Below are 19224 nucleotides of genomic sequence, written 5' to 3' on the forward strand. Positions count from 1 at the left end.
ACTGATTGTAAATATAAAATTGGTTCAAAACAAGTTGAATCCTCTATTTTGTCTGTGAAATAACTTAAAGGTTCTTGTTCTTCAAACAAATTGTCTTTTATTAGTTTTTCAATGTTTGTTGGGGTTAAGTCATTTAGTTTGTATTTTTTTGAAAAAGGCCTGTTTTCGTAATCTTCAAAATTCATTCTCATTTTTTTCTTTCCTTAAGTGTTATCTTCCTTATTCCAATGCTCTTTTAATTTTTCAGCGTTTTCTTTCGGTGTAATTTTTATGTATTTGAGAAATTGGGTTTCTGTTTTGTGGGCCGTTATTGCCATAATGGTCATATTTGGCAATTTTCCATATAGATTTGATGCAAACGATCGCCTACAACTATGTGAGGTAATTAATTCGTGTTTGGGGTACATTCCAAACTCCTTGCGGTTTTTGTTTTTTGAAATAATTTCAACGTTTGGAAAAAATTCTTTGTCGTCTTTTTTATTAATCATTTTTGCACCCTCGACCTTTTGAGTAAATCCAACATCTTTGCAAACCTCTTTTACATATTCGTTGAATTTTGCATCTGAAATTTGATTGGGTAAATTTCCGTTTCTTTTTAGTAGAATTTCTTTGATTTGTTGGTGCAATGGTATCACAACTGCATAGGAAGTTTTTGCAGTTTCAATTTCGATATTCCCATCGATTATATTGATTTTTTTTAGTTGCATAAAATCCGAAATTCGCAAGCCTGTACGCAATCCAATTATAAAATTATCTCTTACGTTGTCCAATCTTTCGGAATGGCTAAAATCGTATTTAAAAACCGTGTCAATTTCGTCTTCTGTGAGGTAAACATCTTTTGTTTTGTTGGATATTGTCGAAAATTCGGAATGTCTATACTGTTGGTTTATTGGCAGTCCTTCAATGTCAATAATTTTGCACCACTTTTTGAGATTGGTAACATATCCACCAATAGTATTGTTGTTGATTTTTTCAATGGTTTGGCAGTAAAATAAAAAGTTTCGTTAAAATTCCAGTCCAATATCTTGAAAACGCAATTTTGTATTAAAGTGTTTTTCGTAATTGTCCAGTTTGTATTTTGTAGTAGTGTAGTGTTGGATGGTTCTTTTTTTAACGGGTTCGCCTTGATATAATCGTATAGGACTTTCGTCAATAAATTTTTGAACCCAGTCAACAAAATAAATAGTGTGAAGTTCTTTTTTATCAGCTCGACCAAAGAAATTTTTTAATTGTTCTTTAAGCCAAGTGCTACTGATAAATTTCTGGTCGATAGTATCTGTATTGTGCTGTTCTAAAAGATAATTTTCGATATTTCTTAAAGTTACATTTATTTTGTCCCTTTCAGGTGTATCAGTATTGTTTTTTACTTGCTGTTTTACTTTGCTCCAATTCGTGAATTTTACAAAAATATCTGTTTTTGCTTTTTGGTCATTTCTTTTGCTGTCAGCAAACCGAACATAAATATTTGAGATTTCCGATTTGGATTTTATGATAAAAAAATTGACTTTCATTTCAGTAAATTATAATACGAATATAATGATTTTGCCGAAATATTGCCGAAAACTTCTTAATTTATTTGCATTTTACTTAATTTTACTTAATCTAATTTGTAAGAACAAAAATTGTAAAGCATTAATTTTATTGGCTTAATGTCGTTTTTGTTGATTTTAAAAATTCTTACAAATTAAGAAAGTCGTAAAACTATTATCCGCACTGATAGAAATTAAAAAACCCTTAAAATCAAAATTTTAAGGGTTTTTTATTTTTAAAATAAATTATAGTTTTTTAACCGGGTAGTTGTTGTCAAGATGTATCCTCAATCTGCCTGGTGTTGTGTAATCAAATTTTTCGTCTTTAGTAGCATCGTATGATGGAATTCCCTTTGTTTCTGTTTCTATTGCTGTTGTAAAAGGATCATCAACAATAGGGTCAAAAGGGAAATACAGACTTAAACCCGAATTCGTTCCTACTGGTTTTGTGATTTCCAATTTTGTGGTATAATTATCTCCATCATCGTCAACATCAAGAAAATCTGGTATTGCATCTTTATCAGTATCATCTAGATTTTCAGGTGTTGTTGGATAGGCATTAGTATTTCTAAAATCATAAACATAACCGTCATTATTCTGGTCTTCTTGATACGAAAAAACACCATCATCATCCTGATCTAATCGTTCAATAGTATATAATTTAAAACTAAAAACTAAAGGCGAATAGGAAGGAATTTCACCAGAACCAATATTATAATAGGCCAAACCAGAAGGAATGAACATTACGCCTGCACCAAAATCGTTATGGTTAACCGTTCCGTTAGTATTTATAGTGGCTGTTCCTGTTTTAAATTGAGGAAAAATTTCACTCCATCCCTTAATCACACCATATAAATTTAGAGTGGTTTGCGGATATTTCAATTCTTCAAAAAAGGTGGCCGTAACTTCTGATGGTGCTGCGGTGGTGGCTGTACTCCGTTCTAAATAAGTTCCTCTATAAGATGCCAAAACGCCATCAACATTACACGGAGAAACACCAACTCCAGGACGCAAAACCAAATAATAGAGTTTATAACCCTTTTCAACATTATGCATATTTACTGTTCTAACCAAAAGTTTTGGGTAAGTAGCTGAATCTAAATATGAATAGATAGAAGGTTGCCCTGCATCAATTTTTTTTATAGTTATATCCTGATCATCAACAAAACCCGGGTGATTGATTACCGTAAAATAATTGGATTTTAAATAGTCCTCGATAATAGCAATATCTTTAGGATATTGTTCTGCATAATCTCTTGGTGGTTCAATAGTATTAGCAGGATCATCCTTAGTGCAAGAAAAAAATAAAACAGATGCAGTAAATACTATAAAATAAAACTTAAATTTGTTCATTATAAATCATTTTTTTGAAGTCGCAAGATACAATTTTGATTTATTTTTGAGTAGAATTTAACTTCGATTTTGCAAAATTTATGAGAATAGATAAATATTTATGGTGTGTGCGATATTACAAAACTAGAAATATGGTAACGGAAGCCTGTAAAAAAAATCATGTTACCGTAAATGGGCAGGTTGCCAAACCATCGAAGGAGGTTTTTCCGACTGATAAAATTACTTTTAGAAAAGACCAAATCACTCAGATCATAACCGTTTTGGATATTCCAGACAATCGTGTTGGGGCTAAATTGGTGGATGTATATCGGAAAAATGAAACTCCTGCAGAAGTCTATGAACATCTTGAATTATTAAAATTATCGAAGGAGCATTATCGAAAAAATGGGGATGGTCGCCCAACAAAAAAAGATCGCAGGGATTTAACTGATTTTGGAAACGAGACAAATGAATAAAACACAAATAGCAATTTAAATGTCAATTTCAATGCCAATGGCAATTTAAATAGCAGTTACAATTTCAATAGCAATAGCAATATCAATCTAAAATCTGAAATCTAAAATTTAAAATTTAAAATGAGCAAGAATATCATATTATCGAATCAAGAAATAGAGCATACCATAAAAAGAATAGCCTATCAAATCTATGAGACTTTTATAGATGAAGAAGAAATTGTTATTGCTGGCATTGCGTCTAATGGATTTATTTTTGCTAAAAAAATTGCAGATTACCTCAACAACATTTCACCTTTGAAAGTATCGCTTTGTGAGGTAGAAATCGACAAACATCATCCAGAAGCAGTTGTAAAAACATCTTTAACGAAAGAGGCATATTCTAATAAAGGCTTGATTCTAGTTGACGATGTATTAAATTCGGGAACTACATTAATTTATGCTGTGAGACACTTTTTAGAAGTTCCCTTAAAGAAATTCAAAACTGCAGTACTTGTCGATAGAAATCACAAAAAATATCCAGTCAAGGCTGATTTTAAGGGCATATCTCTTTCGACCTCATCGCTAGACAACGTTGAAGTTGTATTTAATGAAAACGGGAATAGTTATGCGATTTTAAGTTAAAATCGCTAAGATGTCCTGAGTAGTTTCATCTTTAGATTTTCCATCAATACTTATTTTATAATGTGCCTGATTGTAATAAAAGCTTCTATCAAAAAGATGCTTGGCGATAAATTCCTTGAGATCTTCATCGGTTTTATTGGCAATTATTGGACGTTTACTTTTATTAGAAACCAATCGTTCAAATAAAGTATCGACCGAAGCCTTTAAATAAATCGATAGTATATTATCTCCCTTCAATAGTTCATGATTATTAGCATAACAAGGAGTTCCCCCACCCAAACCTAAAATTAAATCGCCGGGAGCATTCAGTAAATCGATTAAAACCTCTCGCTCCAGCTTTCTAAAATAAATCTCACCTTGCTGTTCAAAAATTTCTTTTATCGACAAATTGGTTCGTTCTTCGATCTTTTTATCCAAATCCAAGCAAGGAATATTGGTAATTTTTGACAATCTTGTGGCTATTGTAGACTTCCCACAGCCCATATAACCTAATAATATAATTTTTCTCATTTGAATAAAACCTTATATACTAAGGCGTTAAGTGCTATTGTTTAAAAAAGACAAATTTATAATAAAATAGCTTTGAAAAATTAAAAATAAGACCTTATATTTGCACCCGCATTCAAGAATAGGAAATGACTCGATAGCTCAGTCGGTAGAGCACATCACTTTTAATGATGGGGTCCTGGGTTCGAGCCCCAGTCGGGTCACAATTTAAAGGCAAAAGTATTACGATAAAAGTATATCCAGTATGCTTAATTTTAGGTAAGCCACAGTCTGAATACAATAAAATACGCATAATTTAAAATTTCTTGATAGTCTTGAGGACTTGATAGCTCAGTTGGTAGAGCACATCACTCTTAATGTTGGGGTCCTGGGTTCGAGCCCCAGTCGAGTCACAAAAAAATAGAGACATTCGCCGAGGCCAACGTCTCTATTTTTTTTAGGCCACGTGGAGAAACGGTAGACTTGCCAGCTTGAGGGGCTGGTGCTCGCAAGGGCGTGCGGGTTCAAATCCCGCCGTGGTCACTTTAAGAGTAAAAATAAATCCTAACTACTTATTAAATAAGTAATTAGGATTTTTTAATTTTTAATCTGTATTGTTTTGGTGTTTTAGCTAATCGGTTTCTTAAGATTGGCCTTATAGCGAAAATAAATATTGCACTTAGTGTTGATTAAACTACTTCCCTACTGTAGCTTTTTTCAAATCATCGCCACCCGGAATTTTCATTTTATCAGTTAATACAGAAATCTCACTTAAGTCAAAACTACCTGTCAACGACATTAATATAGTTTCGTTTTCTTTGTTTGAACCTTCGATAAACATCAATAATTCTTTGACTTGCCCCTCACCTGCTCCGGACTTAACCAATATCCTAACATTTTTTCCGCTATCGCTAGTACGCATCAATTCGTCTAAACCAATAGTTTTGATGTATTTATCAATAGTTAATTTCATCTCTGTTGAAACTCTTGTACTTGTGGTGGTAAACACTTTCAAGTTGTCTAACTTTTTCATCAAGGCCAAATATTGTTGGGTTTCTTTGTCATTGGCATCTACTTTGACACTTCCCATCATTTGAAACATTTTCTTATTGACAATTATGGAGGCCACATCGTCTTGTCCGTCATACTTATCGAAAGCCGATTGGGCAAAAAACATATTGGAAACCAAAATTAACACCAACGTTACTATACTTTTTTTCATTCTTTTCTGTTATAAGTTTTAATAAATGTAAACATCGCAATTTAACAACAAAGCTCGTGCCAATGCAATAAAATTCTATAAATTTATACTTTTATTATAAGTTGGAACAACTTTTGAGGATAAAGATAAAGTTAAATTTTTAAAACGCTATTCTAAGTAAGAAATAAAAACAAACAAATGAAAAGGTATATAAAATATAGTATTGCAATTCTTTTATCTGCATTTCTTTTCCAAAGCTGTCAAGACCAAGATGATGGGGCGGTACCAGCAAATTTACAAATTAATGATTTTGTCTGGAAAGGATTAAATCAATTTTACTTATGGCAAACTGATGTGCCAAATTTATCTGACAACAAATTTGCGAATCAAACCGAATTAAATACTTTTTTACAAGGCTACTCTCAGCCTGAAAGTTTTTTTGAAAGTTTGCTTTATAAGCCAAAAAGTTTATTTCCAGCCGCTGAAGCTGTGGATCGATTCAGTTGGATTGTTGATGATTATTTGGAACTTGAAGGGCAATTGCAAGGAACTACAAATAATAATGGTGTTGAATTTGGCTTAAGCCGAAAGTCTCCCGGCGCTTCAGAACTATTTGGTTGGGTACGGTATATTATTCCAAATTCTGACGCATCAACAAAAAACATTAAACGGGGCGAGATTTTTTATGGCGTTAATGGAACTCAACTTACCGTAAATAATTATCAATCTCTATTATTTGGTTCAAACAATAATTACACCTTAAATATGGCTGATATCAACGGTGGAGTTTTTACGCCAAACGGAAAAACGGTTAGTTTAACAAAAACAGTTTTGGACGAAAATCCAATTTTGGTCAATAAAGTAATCGTTGCTGGCTCACATAAAATTGGTTATTTAATGTACAATGGTTTTTATTCTAATTATGACACAAAACTAAATGATGCTTTTGGAATATTAAAATCAGAGGGTATTACTGATTTAGTTCTTGATTTAAGATATAACGGCGGTGGTTCTATTCTAACGTCAGTTAGATTAGCCAGTATGATTACAGGTGCATTTGCAGGGCAAGTTTTTGCGAAAGAACAATGGAATGCAAAAATAGAATCTTACTACAGCGCCAATGACCCGGAATCCTTAAAAAATTTGTTTACCAATAAAATAGGAACAACACCAATCAACAGTGTCAACAAGACCAAAATTTATATTCTTACATCTGCAGGTACAGCATCGGCAAGTGAACTAGTGATTAATGGATTGAAACCTTATATTACTGTAGTTCAAATTGGAGATAAAACTGTTGGGAAAAATGTTGGTTCAGTTACTTTATATGACTCGCCCAGTTTTGGAAAGGAAAAGAGAAATCCAAACCATCGTTATGCTATGCAACCCTTAGTTTTAAAAATAGTAAATAGTGTAGGATTTGGCGACTATCAAAGTGGTTTAGAACCTACTTTTGAATTAAAAGAAACCCTAAGTAATCTTGATGTTTTAGGCAGTCCAACTGAACCATTACTACAACTCGCTATTGCAAAAATTACGGGAATTGGAAAAATGAAACAATCCGTACCAGGAATTCAATTTGACTATTTTAAAGACTCTAAATCTGTAAACAGTTTGCAAAATCAAATGTATCTTGAAAAAGCTCCCGAAGGTTTACTGAAAGCTTTGGAATAAAAAAACATCAGACTAATAAAAGGCTTTCATTATTGTGGAAGCCTTTTATTATATTCTAAATCGCGTAATTACCCAAATGATCTTAACTAGATTTATACTCTTTGAATTGGCAAAAAACTTAAATTTTGCAGATTTTTTTGGATAACTTTTTTTAAAATTCATTCAGTCATTTCGTCGTAACGAACCGGAATTTGCGGATCGTAAAGCGGACATTTGAATTCTTCTAAAGTATCGGCGAGTAGATTCATTGTTTTTCCTTCGGTTCCATAGCAATCGATTTGAATACTTTGTGGTGTTGTTTTGATTTGAAAAGCTCCTTTGCCTTTGGTGTTTTTCCAACTGTTGTCATCTACTTTTTCCCAAGTTGAAAATACCGAATTGATACGATTCAGGATTACTTCAGTAGGAAGTGTTTCAAGACCTTCAACTTCTTGCTTTTCGACCAAGGCTTCGTAAACTAAATGATGATTGAGATAAATTCCATCTTTATATTGCCAAAAAAGTAGTTCGTACATCATTAAAAAATTGAAAGATTGAATGATTGAAAAATTGAATGATTGAATGATTGAAAAATTTAACTTTTAAAAAAATTCACAAATCTTTAAATCTTTAAATTTTTAAATTTTTAAATCTCTTAATACTCGAAAGTGCCATATTCGCTGGTGATAGTCAATTTTTTAGCATCGGCAGCTTCTACTCTACCCACGATTTGCGCATTGACATTGAAGGATTTTGAAATGGCGATAATATCCTGAGCAACGGCTTCGGGAACATATATTTCCATACGGTGACCGCAGTTGAATACTTGGTACATTTCTTTCCAATCGGTTTTGGATTGTTCCTGAATTAACTTGAACAAAGGCGGAACCGGGAATAAATTGTCTTTTATAATGTGTAGGTTTTGGATGAAATGCAAAATTTTAGTTTGCGCTCCACCGCTGCAATGCACCATTCCATGGATTTCATTAGACGAATATTGGTCTAAAATTTTCTTGATAATTGGCGCGTAAGTACGCGTTGGCGAAAGCACTAATTGTCCGGCATCGATTGGGGAATTTTCGACCGCATCGGTCAATTTTACCTGACCCGAATAAATCAAATCTTCAGGAACTGCGGCATCGTAACTTTCTGGATATTTAGTTGCCAAATATTTTCCAAAAACATCGTGACGAGCCGATGTCAATCCGTTACTTCCCATTCCGCCATTGTAGCTTTTTTCATAGCTGGCTTGACCGAAAGATTCCAATCCTACTATTACATCACCTGCTTTTATATTGGCATTATCAATGACTTTAGAACGTTTCATTCGAGCCGTAACAGTGGAATCTACAATTATGGTTCGAACAATATCACCCACATCAGCAGTTTCTCCTCCTGTGGAATGAATGGTTACACCAAATGAATCAAGTTCTTTGATTAATTCTTCGGTTCCGTTGATGATGGCCGAAATTACCTCGGCAGGAATTAGGTTTTTATTTCTTCCAATTGTTGAAGAAAGTAGAATATTGTCTGTCGCTCCTACGCACAATAAATCATCGATATTCATAATCAAAGCGTCTTGTGCAATGCCTTTCCAAACTGAAATATCACCCGTTTCTTTCCAATACATATACGCCAAAGACGATTTAGTTCCAGCGCCATCGGCGTGCATTATTAAACAATAATCGGAATCATTGGTTAAATAATCCGGGACAATTTTGCAAAAAGCCTGCGGAAATAATCCTTTGTCGATGTTTTTAATAGCGTTGTGTACATCTTCTTTAGATGCTGAAACTCCTCTTTGTGCATAACGTTTGCTAGAATCTGAACTCATTGTATAATTGTGAAGTTTTGTTGCGTGTCCGCCAAAGGAGGATGGCGCAAATATAATTATTTTTTTGGTGTTTATGTAGCTTTATATGCAGGGCATTCGCTTTTAAAAAGTAAGCCACAGATTCGCAGATTTTAAAGAGAAATTAATTTATGAAATGGATACTTGATTTTAAAAACTATTAAAACTATAGTGTTAAAACCACATTTTATATTTAAAATCTGTGAATCTGTGGGGTTTTATTTGTTATCACTGGATTTAATTTTAAAAGAGAATGCCCTGACACTATTGTACACTTCTTTAAAATAAAAAAATATTGGCAGGGTACAATAGTAACCTATTATAAAATAAAAAAATATAAGCAGGTTACGATAGTAACCTATTATAAAATAAAAAAATATAAGTAGGGTGCTATAGTAACCTATTATAAAATAAAAAAATATGATTAGGTTACTGTAGTAACCTATTATAAAATAAAAAAATGTAGGCAGGTTACTGTAGTAACCTATTATAAAACAAAAAAAACATAAGCAGGGTACCGTAGTAATATCTTATATAATAAAAAAATATAGACAGATTACTATTTATATCGACAATACGGTGAAAACATTTGTAGTACACAAGGAAGATAAACATTCATTGTATCTATGCTGCCCTTACAAAATTATGTGTCTTTAATAACTTGGTCAAAGTTGTTCGGACAATAATAATTTTTTCTATTGTGTAATTTGGGATAAAACAAAAAAAATATCGGGAGTTTATCCCGATATTATTAATTTATGCTCTTAGATAATCTATTCTTTTTGAAAAGTTGAAAATTGTTAGTGTTTGCCTTTTCCGCCACCTTTTTGTCCGTGACCTTTTTCTCCTCCACCTTTGTTACCCTTACCATTATTTTCATTATAGTTATGGTTCCCTTTATTTTCGTGGTCGTTATCTTTATAGCCAATCGTTTGTTGTGGTCTTGAATATCCTTTATAATATTTTTGTTTGTGGTATTTATATTGAGTATACGGTCTTGTACCGTGATAATCATTCAATACTACTTTATAACCTCTATTTAAGTCATAATAGCGGTATTGTACAGGCAAGTTTCTAGAACGTATCCAAGTCCCGCCATTTAAAAATATAAATTGTGCGGCTCGTACATCATAATAAGATTGTACGTCAGGAAGATAATAATAATCTACCGATGAATATCCTACAGGTCCCCAAGAAGGTTGTACGCCCAAATTTACATTTATTGAAACTTGTGATTGCACCGCATTTGAAGCAAAAAATAGCACAATTGCTAGGACAACTAATTTTAAATTTTTCATTTTGTTTTGTTTTATATTTATACTTGACCATTTTATTAAAGCCAAGAACTGTACCAAAAAAATGGAATTAACAGTAAATTGGCTTTTGGTCTTTTTAAATTTTCGCCTATTAATTATAAAATAAGAATTAATATAAGAATAATAATAATTATGGCTCCAACAGAAAGATAAACGCCATTATTGGTTGCTTTTAAATTGGCTTTTATAGCACGAACCTCTTTACGGAGTTCTTTTTTTTCTACAGAAGTCATAGAAGATTTATCCATTGCCTTAATTTCTTCTAGTCTATCGTACATCACTTTTACAGCAGCTGGAACTTCTTTAGAATTTGCTGTTATGGCTGTTGGATTTTTTTCTTTTGCACTAACTGTGGTTGGGATAACACTTAATGACAACACCATCATCATTAAATAAATAGGTAATTTTTTCATGTTTTTTTGATTTAAATTATTAAATTAAGTAAAGGATAAAGGTGTAAAACATTCAGGCTTCATATGTTATATTTTTATTGACAAAATTTGTATAATTCACACATTAAAACATGATTCCTTTATGCAATAAAAAAGAGGATAGCGATTAAAATCCCTATCCTCTTCTTTGAACAAACGTTTAGACTAATTCTTAGTCAAGTTATTTTCCATTGTTAAAAATATCAATAATCACAGTACGATTGTAGAAACGCTCCTCTGGGAAATTATTATTGAAAGGTGAGTGGCTTGACTCTTCACCAAAACCGCTTATTTCAAATTTAACATCACTTCTACCTGATTTTGTCAAAGCACTTTCAAGAATTGTTTTTACATCGTTTGCACGGGCTTTAGACAGTTCTAAATTATGAGCCTCGTCTCCAATAATATCAGTATGTCCGTGAATAATTACCGTTCCGTTTGCAGGAATTTTTGGAGCTACAACCTCAGTAAGGTATTTTTCATATATAGAAATCGCTTTGGATTCGTCGAACTCATAAAGAACACTATATCTTAAACCTTCTTCAATTTTGGCTGGTTCCCAAAGCACGATGTGTGCCGTAGTTTCTTTAGTTACTGCCTTACCGGTTTTGGTTTGCCCAGTCAAGGTTACTTTATAATCGCCTTGCATTTTATCTCCTAAGATTGATTTGCTTGACAAACTCACACTTTCCTCAGTATAAGGTCCGAAAGATTGTACTTTTCCTGTTTCGTCTGTAAGTTGTACTGACCAAGCCGAGAAAGCTTCACCAGCTCCTTTTACATCAAAAACCACATAACTTGCCATTGGTGCTTCTTGCATCGTTACAATTTCAGAAGATTTAACTTCAGGACCGCTTTTAAACTCTTGCAATAAAATAGGAGAACTACTTTCGATTGAAACTCTTCTATCTCCCTCACGCAACAAATCTAATTCAAGTGTTCCTCCAGGTTGTTCCGATGGAATATTAGGTTTGAACTGTCCTTTGGTAGTAATTCTTGTAGCACTAATACCGAATGTATTTACCAAGTAGAATTTAACTGATTCTGCCATATCCATACCATCTTTAGGGCCTTGTTGAGACGAACCAACTAGTGTAATGGTTGTTGAAGGATTTTGTATCATACGATCCCCAAGGATGTTTATCACATTATAATAGACATTCATTTGGCGTTCCGGACGACCCGATTGGTTTATAGGCGTTACCATTTCTAACTGATCTTCTCTAAAATCTTTTACTTCTTCTTTTTTAAGTAATTTATAACGACTTGGTATTTCACTTGAACCAGCATTAAAGAATACATAGTTACGCAAAGGAAAAACTTCTCTTACACGTCGGTTAGTAGGCTCGTTTGCAGGAGCATTAACCGAAAATTGAACTTCTGGATCGGTAATCTCCGCTTTCTCTGGCATTGGAACTAAATGTCCTTGACCAAATTTAAGCGCTACTCCAGCTCTAAAAGTGGTGATGTTCAAAGTTTCGATGGATCTCGGATTTTGTCCAAAGTATGGATGGAATGAAGCAAAAGGAGAAACCACAAATTGTGTTTTGCTAGTTTTTGAACCAATAGGAATATCGTATCCCAATCCGACTTGCATCGAAATAATGGTTTTGTTCATATCACTTAAATCGCCTTTAACCTCAGGAGTTGGTGCCTGATTTGGATAAGCTGGGTTGATTCCCAATTGATAATTAAAGGATTTTTCCATATTGAAAGCCACACGTGGACCGCCAAATAAGTAAAAATTCGATTTAAATGGAGCTACACGCAAACTTGGTTCTACGGTAATGTAACTAATATTCGTTTCCAAATCAGCAGGGCAATTACAGGCAGTATTACGTTGGTCAAAATTAGCTTGACGATTGTCATAACCCGCTTGCAGCATAAAACCAAATCTTGTATTGGGACGGTAATATTCTACAAGTGCCGCTTCGAACAGTCCAAATGCTTTCGCATCTTTAAAAGTAACTGGCGGAGCAAAATCAGAGGTCAGCTGATGTGTTGAACCTTGATAGAAATTTGCATTGGCTCCGCTAGCGATACCAAACCACCAAGATGGTCTTGTATATTGCAATTCCTGTGCCTGAACTGGCGTTTGAATAGTGAACCAAACCAAAGCAACTAGTAAAATGCTTTTAAGGGCAAGGTTAGGAATCCGTGTCTGACACGAATTCTCATTAAAATTATTTTTAGCTTTCATTTTTTATTTTTTTTATAGGTTAATAAATCCCGCCCTATGACGGGATTTACTTATTTGAATATTGAATTTACTTTACTTTTTAGTTGGGTACATTAATTACGGTATTCACCATAGTAACTGACGATACTAATGACATAGCTCTACCATTTAAAGTGGTTACAGCAGGGTTTGTGCTGTTCGCTGGTGAAGACAAAGTCACACCTGAATTGGCGATAATATTTCCAGACATAACACCACCACCAGCGTAATTAATCACTGCAGCGCTACCTACGTACCAAAACACATTTTTTGCCTGTGCGCCACCAATCAATCGAACGCTACTTGGAGCTGAATCTCCAACTGTTAGTGCAGAAGCACATTGGAAAACGAATATGGCATTTGGATTACCTTGAGCATCTAATGTAAGATCGCCATTTGTTATATCGAAAGTACCGCTGGCTGATTTGTAAACACCTGGTGCTAAAGTCAATCCGCCAAGTTCACCTGCACCTGGATCAAGACCACCTGGCATTGAAGCTGGAGATATACTTAGGTAAACATCTCTTGCGGCATTCAATCCTGCTAAGGCGGTGGCAGCTTTAGTCGCATTTCCTGGCGCTGGCGCTGCTGCGAATATTTCTTTCATAACCGATCCACTATTTAGGGGTGTAACTGTGTAAACATCACCCGTCAATATTTCTTTGAAACCTGTCATCAAGGTTGAGGCTGCAGTTGTACCAATGTTTCCATTAATTACTGTAAATAATCCTTGATTGGTTATTCCAGCATTTCCTCCGAAAACTCCAAAAAACAAGCCTGTTGTAAGTACTGGTGGCGGTATCACAATGATTGGAACCACTGTTGTAAAACTCCAAACATAATTGTTGGCCATTGGGATTCCAGCCACATTTTGTGCGCCTGTGGTTATTGTACAAGTATATATTTTATCTGCCAATAAAGGTGTAGCCGGATCAAAGGAAACTGTTGTTCCCGAATAGGAAATAGCCCCTACTATTGTTGTTGCTCCTTGTTTAACTGTAAATGTTGTAGCATTTAATGTCAGTGGATTCATTGGCACATTAAAAGTGGCTCTAATTACTTTATTGAGTACAACACCTGTAGCATTGTTTGCAGGATCGGTGGAGACTACAACTGGAACAATGCCCGTTGTAAAGTTCCAAACATAATTACTAGCCATAGGCACTCCAGCATTATTTTGAGCACCCGTGGTTATGGTGCAAGTGTATATTTTATCTGCCAATAAAGGACTAGCTGGATCAAACGAAACTGTTGTTCCAGAATAGGATAGTACTCCTAAAACTGTTGTTGCTCCTTGTTTAACTGTGAATGTTGTAGCATTCAAAGTCGCCGGATTCATTGCCATATTAAAGGTTGCTCTAATTACTTTAGTAAGAACCACACCAGTTGCACCGTTTGCAGGATCTGTAGAAACTACAAATGGTACTGGACTGGTAGTAAATATCCAAACATAATTGTTGGCCAATGGAGTTCCTGCCAAGTTTTTAGCATCGGTAGTGATGGTACAAGTATATAGTGTATTTCCGGTTAGCGGAGCAGAAGGCGTGAAAGTTACCGTTGAACCTGAATAAGAAATAATTCCTAATACTGGGTTAGTTCCTTGATTAACAGTAAATGTTGTACCAATCAATGTCAAAGCATTCATAGGCATATTAAAAGTAGCCGAAATAGCTTTATTAAGCGGAACTCCAGTAGCATTGTTCGCTGGATCAGTTGAAACTACGATTGGTCGTAAACCTGTAGTAAATGTCCAAACGTAATCGCTAGCCAATTCAGTTCCGATAGTGTTTTCGGCACCTTTTGTTATTGTAGCCGTGTAAATTTTATTTTCATCTAATGGAGTAGTTGGGGTAAAAGTTACCATTGTTCCTGCATAAGTAATAGTTCCAGGTATTACAGTTGTTCCTTGTTGCACTATAAATGTTGAAGCATTCAAGGTCGCTGGATTCATCGACATATTAAAAGTGGCCGTGATAATTTTGTTAGGACTAACATCTACAGCACCATTTGCCGGATCCGTCGATACCACAAGAGGATTAAGACCCGTTGTAAACGTCCAAACATAATCCGTTTGCAGCGCATTTCCGTCTACATCTTTTACCGCTGTTTTGACTATTCCTGTATAAAGGGTGTTAGTAGTAAGACGGCTAGTTGGTGTAAAGGTTGCAGTTGTGCCTGCATAAGTAACTGTTCCGGGCACAGCAACTCCTGCTGCGGATATAATAATTGAGGATGAATTGATGGTTGAAGGATCGATCTCTTCGTTGAATATAACTGAAACTACCTGATTCAATGGTACTCCAAAAGAACCATTGACAGGAATTGTAGAACTTACAACTGGACAAACAAATTCGACTTCATTATAGTCGTCTTTGTCACAGCCTGAAATTAATGCAATAAATAGTATTGCAAAGGTCGATAGTATTTTTTTTGTTTTCATTTTTTTTTGGATTTTACAATTTATTTTGGGTTAAACAATTAATAGACAAAGGTTCAACATTTACAGGCTTCAAGATTTATACAATTCCATTTAAAAGTTATATTATTCGCACATAATTATACTTGCGTTTGCTCAAAATAAGCGCAACCCATCTCTTGCAACCCATAAAAAACGACATCAGGATTATTTGAAGCTAAAGGTTGCGGTCAAATACCTCGCTATTGAGGCAACGCTAGCGCCGTTGGAGGCAACGCTCGCTCCGTTGGAGGCAACGCTGACTCCGTTGAAGGCAACGCCGGCGCCGTTGGAGGCAACGCCAGCGCCGTTGGAGGCAACGCTGGCTCCGTTGAAGGCAACGCTGGCAACGTTGGAGGCAACGCTGGCGCCGTTGGAGGCAATGCTGGCAACGTTGGAGGCAACACCGGCTCTGAAATAAGTTTGAATCAGGGAGGAATCAGTAGATGGTGTAAACAAAAAAAAATCGAGGTTTATGGCCCTCGATTTCTTTAAAAAAACTAAAATAGTTTCAACTATTCCGTTTTTTATGCTTGAAAATAATGTATTATTTCATTTCACTTTTTGACACTAGTCCTTTAGCATCGCGTAAAAGATTCTCATATTTGTTGGTTACATCTTCGTATAAATCTTCAAATTTATCTTTGACATCATCAACAAAATCGCTGCTTTTGTTCACAATTTTTCTTCTTGTTTTAGATCCTTTCTCGGGAGCAAATAACACTCCTAACAATGCCCCTGCGGCAACACCGCCTAAAATCCCTAATACTACTTTGCTTGAATTCATAATTTCTATTTTTTACTATTTAATTTTTATAAACTTCTTCCTTGAATAAGGCGCAATAAAATGGCAACGATGGCTATAACAAGAAGAATGTGAATGATGGATCCAGCACTGTAGGCAAAGAATCCGATGGCCCAAAAAATAATTAAAATCACTGCGATAGTGTAAAGTAAATTGCTCATAATTGTTGTTTTTTTAAGTTATAAATAGAATAAATTTGTTGGTAATTGAAACATGATTATATATTCAAAAAAAATACATTTGGTTTCTTTCTGACTACCATACAAAGGTGAAATTATTTGAACGGTAATCTGTTATATAACTTTTTAGAATAGTTACACTATTTACAGATTTTTTAGAAAGTGCAATTCTACTCCATAAAAATGGCGAGAATCAACTCGCCAATGTATTATTTTTTATTATCAACTGTAAGGTCTTTCAAGGCCTGCCCTATTTCATCGGTATCGTGTTTGAATTCTCTTTTAAAAGATTGCCAATCATTACTCGCGCCGTTTTTGTATGCATCCATTTTTACTTTAAGATTTTCATTTCGTACTTCCATAACATATAAGTTTTTTTGATACGCGCTATCTATGTTATTTCCAGTATTTTTTATCTTCAATTTTAATGCTGCAATTCGTCGATCATTTATTCTAACGATAGAATCACCTGAGTTTTTAAATGCCCTCCACTCTTCTTCAGTTGCTGACTGTTTGGCCATTGCAAGAGTATCTTTGGCATCTTGAACATTATCTCTGGCAACTGCGACTTTTTCCTGAGCGTCTTTGACTTCATTTGTCTTGGGTTTGCAACTTAGTAGTATTGTAGCTGTAATAAAAGTAATAACAGTTAAGGTAAGAATTGACTTTTTCATTTTGTACTAATTAAAATTTATAGCATTGGATAAAAAAAAGTGATAATTATTATACATAATCATCACTTTTTAAGGTTTTTATCACTTAATGATTAGAATCTATAACGAACTCCTAAAGCTACATCCGATCCATAACGATCATCTAAGAAAGAGCCTGAATTTAAATAGAATTCTGGACGAATATCTAAGGAAACTTGTAGTGGAAAATCAAAATTATATTCAATTCCCAAATCTCCTGCTACAAAAGCAAAAGCTCCGTTATCATCATATCCATTTTTATCATCATATCTCCACGTACCCGCGCCACCGCCAACACCAGCATACCAGTTTAAACCACCATCAAGATTCCATACCCACTGGTAGATACCTGCAAGTTTGATATTGTCTTCATATTTATGGTTTCTCCAACCTAAATCCAACTCTAATCTATTTTTTGTAGAAAGTTTAGTTTGATAAGAGATTTCTGTTCCAAATCCGTCATTGCTACCCAATCGTAATCCAAGGGCATTTTTAGAAATGTTTTGAGCCTGTGCTCCAATTGCTACAGCGAATAGTATAGTTGCTAATAAGATATTGTTTTTCATGGTTTTGGTTTTTATGTTAAAGTTCAGTAATAATTTTGAATAATTCCTCTTTGGATTTTCCTAGTTTTTTTTCAAGCTTGCCAAGCATTTCTTCTTTTTTACCTTTTGCAAATAGCAAATCATTATCCGTTAAAGCTGCAAATTTTTGTTTCAATTTGCCTTTTTGTTCATCCCAGTTCCCTTTTAGCTCTGTAGTATTCATCATTTTTAATTTATCTGTGAAAGTATTTTCACAACGACACAAAGTTGGTTGCATTACAGCTCAAAATTGTTATATAACTTTAGTAAAAAGTTACATCATTCACAGATTTACAAAAAATCACTCTTCTTCTTTTTTCTCAATTTCATCCTCAATTTCTTTAACTTGCTCCACTAAGTCTGCATATTCGCGCGCCAACTCCGTTACTTCCCGTTCTGTTTTTTCTTCGGCATTGATAACGGAATTGTTTGCTGGTTCGTGTGATGATACTAATTCATTCACCTTTAAGTGTAAGGATCCTGAAAACTTATTGAATGATTTTTGAATAATAAACAAACTCAGAAATGTAGTTCCGAAAATGATATCGCCAATAATTGTGTGCAAATCTCTTGTGGTGAAGATATTGTTAACCCACCAGAAAAGAACCAAACATAAAGCGAGAATAAAGGTGATAGAATTACCCAAAATTATCGTTGCTAATGAAACAAGTCTTTCAAAAGTACGCTCGGTGAAACTATAAACTTTAGCGATTCGTTTCAAATTGTTTTTGATATTTTCGGTTGATTTTCAACATAGTCTTTTACTAAAATATGCAATGAATCATAATATTCTTGCAATACTTTACGGTTTATTTTTGGGTTTTCTACGTTCGGGATCGTCTCCGGCATCTCTGAAATATACTTGGATAATTCAGGAAATTGAATTTTAATTTCCATCGTAATTTTGAGAATTGCAGCGTAAAGTTCTTCTTCGGTTTTCATATATGTGAATTTTGATTTTTTAGCGGTCATATATGGTATCGCCTTTTCACTTATTGGTGTTTATCTCACAATATGTTATTTTCATCGGAGTTCGATGATTATTCAATTGTTTGCAACAAACTCCTTGTTAGTGGCGATTTCATAATCAAAAGAGTTTAAGTTACTGAGATAAAATCTAAATTTTTACAAAAGAACTATAATCAAATAGATTGTCTTTTTGGGCTTTCACTGAACAACCACTCGCTTTATTGTAATAATTTTGCTCCAGTTTGTTGTTTGCTTCATAACGTGACATTGCAACGTCACGACTGGGTTCTACATAGCTATTATTACTAGCGATTACCTTTTCATCTTCGGTTGACACATTTAGTGAATTTGCTGAATTTTGTAGGTCATTAATTGCTTTCATGTGAATTGATTTATGTTGGATAAAATGCTTTTCATGTCTTTAC

Annotated in this window: 23 protein-coding genes and 3 tRNA genes; 6 read left to right on the forward strand and 20 right to left on the reverse strand. The window is 34.2% G+C overall.

Going from position 1 to position 19224, the window contains the following annotated elements:
* The 4 genes from RMO83_RS14790 to RMO83_RS14805 form a co-directional block, all read right to left on the reverse strand.
* On the reverse strand, positions 1 to 191 hold a 191-nt coding region (locus tag RMO83_RS14790; RefSeq protein ID WP_310560471.1), incomplete at its 3' end, for a hypothetical protein.
* Between the two features lie 12 nt (positions 192 to 203).
* Positions 204 to 977, reverse strand: a complete 774-nt coding sequence (locus tag RMO83_RS14795) for a tyrosine-type recombinase/integrase (protein WP_310560498.1) — start codon at positions 975 to 977, stop codon at positions 204 to 206.
* A gap of 27 nt (positions 978 to 1004) precedes the next feature.
* Positions 1005 to 1511, reverse strand: a complete 507-nt coding sequence (locus RMO83_RS14800; RefSeq protein ID WP_310560472.1) for a hypothetical protein — start codon at positions 1509 to 1511, stop codon at positions 1005 to 1007.
* 264 nt (positions 1512 to 1775) lie between these two features.
* On the reverse strand, positions 1776 to 2882 hold the full coding sequence (locus tag RMO83_RS14805; RefSeq protein ID WP_310560473.1) for an FKBP-type peptidylprolyl isomerase: 1107 nt from the start codon (positions 2880 to 2882) through the stop codon (positions 1776 to 1778).
* An 80-nt stretch (positions 2883 to 2962) separates the two neighbouring features.
* Here RMO83_RS14805 and RMO83_RS14810 point away from each other — a divergent pair, with 80 nt between their 5' ends.
* Together RMO83_RS14810 and RMO83_RS14815 are read left to right on the forward strand one after the other, a co-directional pair.
* Positions 2963 to 3337 carry a S4 domain-containing protein gene (locus RMO83_RS14810; RefSeq protein WP_310560474.1) on the forward strand — a complete coding sequence of 125 codons (375 nt, stop codon included), beginning with the start codon at positions 2963 to 2965 and terminating at the stop codon, positions 3335 to 3337.
* Positions 3338 to 3457: 120 nt separating this feature from the next.
* A complete protein-coding gene (locus tag RMO83_RS14815; RefSeq protein ID WP_310560475.1) occupies positions 3458 to 3958 on the forward strand; it encodes a phosphoribosyltransferase family protein in 501 nt (166 codons plus the stop codon).
* On the opposite strand, the gene RMO83_RS14820 is transcribed toward RMO83_RS14815, so the two are convergent.
* Positions 3950 to 4468 (reverse strand): shikimate kinase, encoded by a 519-nt coding sequence (locus tag RMO83_RS14820; protein WP_310560476.1) that lies wholly within the window; start codon positions 4466 to 4468, stop codon positions 3950 to 3952. The two genes, RMO83_RS14815 and RMO83_RS14820, sit on opposite strands and share 9 nt — an antisense overlap.
* Before the next feature lie 127 nt (positions 4469 to 4595).
* Here RMO83_RS14820 and RMO83_RS14825 point away from each other — a divergent pair.
* From RMO83_RS14825 to RMO83_RS14835, 3 genes are all read left to right on the forward strand, one after another.
* Positions 4596 to 4668: transfer RNA gene (locus RMO83_RS14825), tRNA-Lys, on the forward strand.
* Between the two features lie 116 nt (positions 4669 to 4784).
* Positions 4785 to 4857 (forward strand) — tRNA-Lys (locus tag RMO83_RS14830).
* Positions 4858 to 4904: 47 nt separating this feature from the next.
* Positions 4905 to 4987: transfer RNA gene (locus RMO83_RS14835), tRNA-Leu, on the forward strand.
* Between the two features lie 151 nt (positions 4988 to 5138).
* Here the strand turns inward: RMO83_RS14835 and RMO83_RS14840 are convergent.
* On the reverse strand, positions 5139 to 5666 hold the full coding sequence (locus RMO83_RS14840) for a DUF4252 domain-containing protein (protein WP_310560477.1): 528 nt from the start codon (positions 5664 to 5666) through the stop codon (positions 5139 to 5141).
* Between the two features lie 177 nt (positions 5667 to 5843).
* Between RMO83_RS14840 and RMO83_RS14845 the strand changes: the two genes are divergently transcribed.
* Positions 5844 to 7319 (forward strand): S41 family peptidase, encoded by a 1476-nt coding sequence (locus tag RMO83_RS14845; protein ID WP_310560478.1) that lies wholly within the window; start codon positions 5844 to 5846, stop codon positions 7317 to 7319.
* Between the two features lie 158 nt (positions 7320 to 7477).
* Here RMO83_RS14845 and RMO83_RS14850 read toward each other — a convergent pair whose 3' ends face one another.
* From RMO83_RS14850 to RMO83_RS14915, 14 genes are all read right to left on the reverse strand, one after another.
* Positions 7478 to 7834, reverse strand: a complete 357-nt coding sequence (locus RMO83_RS14850; protein WP_310560499.1) for a hypothetical protein — start codon at positions 7832 to 7834, stop codon at positions 7478 to 7480.
* Between the two features lie 119 nt (positions 7835 to 7953).
* Entirely contained in the window at positions 7954 to 9132 is a 1179-nt protein-coding gene (locus RMO83_RS14855) for an AIR synthase related protein (protein WP_310560479.1), read from the reverse strand.
* An 818-nt stretch (positions 9133 to 9950) separates the two neighbouring features.
* A complete protein-coding gene (locus tag RMO83_RS14860; RefSeq protein WP_310560480.1) occupies positions 9951 to 10448 on the reverse strand; it encodes a hypothetical protein in 498 nt (165 codons plus the stop codon).
* 113 nt (positions 10449 to 10561) lie between these two features.
* Positions 10562 to 10879, reverse strand: coding sequence for a hypothetical protein (locus RMO83_RS14865; protein WP_310560481.1), 318 nt, complete (start codon positions 10877 to 10879; stop codon positions 10562 to 10564).
* Between the two features lie 199 nt (positions 10880 to 11078).
* The gene (locus RMO83_RS14870; RefSeq protein WP_310560482.1) at positions 11079 to 13097 is read right to left on the reverse strand and encodes an OmpA family protein; all 2019 of its coding nucleotides are present in this window, start codon (positions 13095 to 13097) and stop codon (positions 11079 to 11081) included.
* 79 nt (positions 13098 to 13176) lie between these two features.
* Positions 13177 to 15555, reverse strand: a complete 2379-nt coding sequence (locus RMO83_RS14875; protein WP_310560483.1) for an Ig-like domain-containing protein — start codon at positions 15553 to 15555, stop codon at positions 13177 to 13179.
* Positions 15556 to 16117: 562 nt separating this feature from the next.
* On the reverse strand, positions 16118 to 16357 hold the full coding sequence (locus RMO83_RS14880) for a YtxH domain-containing protein (RefSeq protein ID WP_310560484.1): 240 nt from the start codon (positions 16355 to 16357) through the stop codon (positions 16118 to 16120).
* A 26-nt stretch (positions 16358 to 16383) separates the two neighbouring features.
* On the reverse strand, positions 16384 to 16536 hold the full coding sequence (locus RMO83_RS14885) for a lmo0937 family membrane protein (RefSeq protein ID WP_310560485.1): 153 nt from the start codon (positions 16534 to 16536) through the stop codon (positions 16384 to 16386).
* A 227-nt stretch (positions 16537 to 16763) separates the two neighbouring features.
* Positions 16764 to 17228: a hypothetical protein gene (locus RMO83_RS14890; protein ID WP_310560486.1), complete on the reverse strand. Its 465-nt coding sequence runs from the start codon at positions 17226 to 17228 to the stop codon at positions 16764 to 16766.
* 92 nt (positions 17229 to 17320) lie between these two features.
* Positions 17321 to 17812 carry a hypothetical protein gene (locus tag RMO83_RS14895; RefSeq protein WP_310560487.1) on the reverse strand — a complete coding sequence of 164 codons (492 nt, stop codon included), beginning with the start codon at positions 17810 to 17812 and terminating at the stop codon, positions 17321 to 17323.
* A gap of 16 nt (positions 17813 to 17828) precedes the next feature.
* Positions 17829 to 18014: a CsbD family protein gene (locus RMO83_RS14900; RefSeq protein ID WP_310560500.1), complete on the reverse strand. Its 186-nt coding sequence runs from the start codon at positions 18012 to 18014 to the stop codon at positions 17829 to 17831.
* A gap of 117 nt (positions 18015 to 18131) precedes the next feature.
* Positions 18132 to 18551 carry a low affinity iron permease family protein gene (locus tag RMO83_RS14905; protein ID WP_310560488.1) on the reverse strand — a complete coding sequence of 140 codons (420 nt, stop codon included), beginning with the start codon at positions 18549 to 18551 and terminating at the stop codon, positions 18132 to 18134.
* A complete protein-coding gene (locus RMO83_RS14910) occupies positions 18548 to 18772 on the reverse strand; it encodes a hypothetical protein (protein WP_310560489.1) in 225 nt (74 codons plus the stop codon). The genes RMO83_RS14905 and RMO83_RS14910 overlap by 4 nt, the downstream gene beginning before the upstream one ends.
* Positions 18773 to 18947: 175 nt before the next feature.
* Positions 18948 to 19181, reverse strand: a complete 234-nt coding sequence (locus tag RMO83_RS14915; protein ID WP_310560490.1) for a hypothetical protein — start codon at positions 19179 to 19181, stop codon at positions 18948 to 18950.
* Positions 19182 to 19224 lie beyond the last annotated feature (43 nt).

Source organism: Flavobacterium sp., from assembly GCF_031423415.1.
Taxonomy (GTDB): Bacteria; Bacteroidota; Bacteroidia; order Flavobacteriales; family Flavobacteriaceae; genus Flavobacterium.